The sequence below is a fragment of the Enterobacter sp. 61D5 genome, from assembly GCF_034107965.1.
Classification (GTDB): Bacteria; Pseudomonadota; Gammaproteobacteria; order Enterobacterales; family Enterobacteriaceae; genus Enterobacter; species Enterobacter cloacae_M.
This window is the reverse complement of the sequence record NZ_JAWNFK010000039.1, coordinates 1-3,818: the sequence shown is the minus strand read 5'-3', so window position 1 is coordinate 3,818 and position 3,818 is coordinate 1. Positions and strand designations below refer to the sequence as shown.

Genomic DNA, 3,818 nt, shown 5'->3' with positions numbered 1-3,818 from the left:
GGGCTGGCAGTGGAACCAGAAAATCTCCGGGGCTTCCACGCCGTCAATACGCGCCAGCGGATCGTAGCTGTCCTGATCGCTGTAGACGTAGGTGAGCGGAACATCCCCGTGCACCTCCTGCAGCAGACGGAACCCCCTTCCCAGACAAACCGGGTGGTGACCGGCTTGCCGGCTGGATGACCGCCCAGCATCTGGCGTCGCGTTTTGCTGATGCGTCGCCCGAGCGGATCGTAGCGGAAGCTGACCTGCGTCTGCGGCCTGTTGCGGTCCCGCGGCTGGCTGATGACTTCCGTCAGGCGATGCTCGCCGTCGTAGCGGTAGTGCCAGCGGGTCTGGCCGTTATCTTTCTCCACGGTGCGGCCGTGGATGTCATAGCGCCAGCGAATGCCGTTCAGCTGCGTCAGGCGGTTGTGCGTGACCTTCTCAGCAGCCCCTTCCAGAGGGTTACTGGCAGCGTCCCATCCTGGACCAGCAGACGCCCGGCGCTGTCGTACTGCCAGCGGTACCAGCTGAACGGGTTATCGTCCCGCTCTTCCCTCACCAGGTTATTGCGGTAGTCGTAATCCCAGCGGCGGGACCAGCGGCGCGGCGACGGGCGCTGGGCATTGCCGGTAAAGACGTCCCGGCGATGCGATGAACTTCCTGTTTAACGTTTGATTTGTTTTGAATGAATAAAATCCACGCCCTGGCGAGGATTTTTTATTGCGGGGTTATAACACATTTTCTAATAGTTCTGTTTTCATGCTGGGTTCAAAGGGAATGATTTCGACAGTCGCAAGCTTTAACGCCTGAAAAGGATCCTCGCGCAAGCGCTCCTCAAGAGAGGCAAGACTTTCACACTTAGCGAGAATGACCCCACCGTTTCTTGGGAACCGTCTACCGGACGCCAGGAAAATCCCCTCTGCGTACCCTTTTTTAAGCCACTGAACATGAGCAGGTATCGCTGCGTCAATCTCTTCGAGTGGTTTGATATAGGTTAAAATGACAATGTAAACCGTGCTCATCCTTTGCCTTTCAGCTTTTTTTTAGTCGTTTGTTGGAATGCTTATGCACTCCTGCTTTTGCCACTGGGTATCGTTACATTTTTTTTGGTACACATTAGAACTCAATAAGCAGGGCCTGAGCGAGACAACTCGTTACGCTTCATATCATAGGAATAAAACCAATCATGCCAGCCATTTTTTTTGCTGGATAGATAGAGACAACGACCACTTCCTTTGACAGGTTGAATGTTAAGTAATAGAAAATTGCGCTTTCAGGAGGCGTAGTCCAAAATAATTTTTCGCCCTGAGCATTGAAGATGGTTAAAGCGCTTGGTAATAGCTTTGGTTAACTCAATACAAATATTAATTGACGTATTGAATCGACAATTGCACAGTCTAAAAATGGTACATTAATTAGTAAATTTCTTTCACCATATATCCATTCAAGCAAGTTATTTTCTTTTATATAACTGAGATTTTCAATCATAGTTAAACCTCAAATTACTTGATAACTATAAACCTGCGGGTTACCATCGAGTTTTACAAAGAAATCAACTCTATAATAATAGTTCCCGCACTAAATAAAACGAAAACTTTTTTCAAATATTAAAATCGAGAAAAGTTTCAAATTCAAATGAAAGAACATTATTTAGCATTAAATCAATTAACTTCCCACGCACTATAATAATATATTATTCTTATGAAAAGAAAGGCTTGTTTTTTCCTTCTCTAGTCTGAGTGGCTATAATAACCTCATAAGCATCATTTTCACTTTTTTGTGCTTTCAATGCTTCTTCCGGAGTAATTTTCGACTCCTTTTCAATCATAGCAATAGTTCCGGTATCATATCGGATAAAATATTCACCATCTCTTTTGATTATGTCAACACCAAAACCTGTAAAAATAACTTCATTCATTTTTCATACCTCTATTTATTTATAATTGGTGTAATCAAAGCATCACCGACAGGTGTTTGATCTATTACGGCCTCAGGGATACCTCCCGACGTCTTACCACCAGGAACCCAAAAATCATTAGCTCCCCCCTCGTTGCCTGAAGGCATTCTAAGCCCTTGAGGTTTAAGGATATCTATTCGAACTGGTGAATCGCCGAGATCTCCAGGGTCTAATCCTAGCATTTTTTCTAACTTCCCAACATCTCCGCCAGCTTTCTTAATGATATTATCAGCAACTGATTTTGGCATCACAAAATGACCAGATGGAGGACCAATCTCAGCTCTATTTACTCCCCAAGCAATTTTAGAAATGCCATCGTTAAATAATGCAAGATGTTGCTTAACATAGGAAGGATTTAAATAGGTTGTTGGGTTTGGCCGATTGGGCTTAATCGTGCCTTTTAATGAATTATATGCCTTTGCTGCCCATGCCCTACTTGAAAAAACTCCTTTTGTCTTATTCTGAAAATCATTCCAGCTATTTCTGCACGATAACCCCCACGGATCCACCCACCCCAGCGCATTCGGCGCATACTGATAAAGGTTTATCCCCCCCGCCAGCCCTATCGGGTCCTGCTGCGTAAACCGCCCGCAGTCCGGGTCGTAATAACGGAACAGATTGTAGTGCAGCCCTGTCTCACGGTCCAGGTATTGCCCTTGCATGCGCAGGTTCTGGGAATATCCTGATACCTGCGTCTCGCTTTCACGCAGCAGATTATTGCGGTAGTCGTAATCCCAGCGGCGCGGCGACGGGCGCTGAGCATTGCCGGTAAAGACGTCCCGGCGATGCAGTCGACCAAGGCGGTCGTATTCACTGCGGGTGGTCAGCAGCCCCTGCGTGCGGCTGGATTAAAGGCTTATACGTGATCAGGCTATAATGTGTAAAGACTCCAAACTGACAAGGGTGAGCAAGGCACGAAAGAAGCGGACAAGATGGTTGCGGAAGGGAAAAATTACTTCGTAACAGATCTCCATGGGATAAACTTTTAATCGTTTTGAACAAAAAAACCACACCAAGGCGTGGTTTTTTCTCTAATTTAATTGGCTAAAGTTGACTTTTAAAAAAACCATCTTTGAGCGATTTCTATTGGGTTATAGTAAAAAAATCCATTCTTGTAACTGGTCAATAACTAATTATTAAAAAAGAGGCCAATATTTTAGCTTTTCTTTTTTTCAATGGCTATTAAAACCTCATAAGCATCTTTTTCACTCATTTGAACCTTTTTAGCCTCATCAAGGCTCACTTCTTCCTCCTCTTCTTTCATAACTATCCCACCTGAATAAAACCTTATAAAAAAACGCCCTTCTCTTTCGATAAGGATTATTCCATAATTATTAAATATTATTTTATCCATTGCGCCTCCTTCTTTAATTTTTCAACTGTGTGATTTTTAATTGATTTAGCGGAGTAGGGTCTATGGCCGCCTCTGGGATACCGCCCGAAGTATATCCTCCCGGCAACCAAAACTCATTTGCTCCTCGTTCATTTCCTGTTGGCATTCTTAAACCTGTCGGATTATTAATATCAACCCTTAAAGGAGCGTCTCCGAGATCACCTGTATTTAGCCCTAACAATCTTTCAAGCTTTGGAATGTTCCCACTCGAACGTCTAATTAAGTCATCAGCAACGGTCCTTGGCATAACAAAGTGGCCGCCTGGAGGGCCTAAATGACTAAATTCAGGATTAATACCCCAAACGAACTTAGTAACCCCTCCCTTGAATAGTTCTAAATGCCCACTAATTTTTCCTGCATCGAGGTAGGTTGCCGGATTAGGGAAATCTGGCTTTGAAATTCCATGAGTAGCTCGGTAGGCCCGTGCAGCATGACCCCTAGTAGCAAAAGCACCTCGAGTTTTACTCTGAAAATCATTCCAGCTAT

The 3,818-nt window shown here is 44.7% G+C and carries 3 protein-coding genes and 3 pseudogenes; all 6 read right to left on the bottom strand.

What is annotated here, in order from left to right:
- Positions 1 to 631, bottom strand: a pseudogene (locus UTM25_RS22310) (type IV secretion protein Rhs); the annotation flags it as partial.
- Between the two features lie 79 nt (positions 632 to 710).
- Entirely contained in the window at positions 711 to 1,004 is a 294-nt protein-coding gene (locus UTM25_RS22305; protein ID WP_194401971.1) for a YciI family protein, read from the bottom strand.
- 677 nt (positions 1,005 to 1,681) lie between these two features.
- Positions 1,682 to 1,900: a hypothetical protein gene (locus tag UTM25_RS22300; RefSeq protein WP_194401972.1), complete on the bottom strand. Its 219-nt coding sequence runs from the start codon at positions 1,898 to 1,900 to the stop codon at positions 1,682 to 1,684.
- Between the two features lie 11 nt (positions 1,901 to 1,911).
- Positions 1,912 to 2,652: pseudogene (locus UTM25_RS22295) on the bottom strand (RHS repeat-associated core domain-containing protein); the annotation flags it as partial.
- A 443-nt stretch (positions 2,653 to 3,095) separates the two neighbouring features.
- Positions 3,096 to 3,293, bottom strand: coding sequence for a hypothetical protein (locus UTM25_RS22290; protein ID WP_194401973.1), 198 nt, complete (start codon positions 3,291 to 3,293; stop codon positions 3,096 to 3,098).
- Between the two features lie 13 nt (positions 3,294 to 3,306).
- A pseudogene (locus UTM25_RS22285) lies at positions 3,307 to 3,818 on the bottom strand (type IV secretion protein Rhs); the annotation flags it as partial.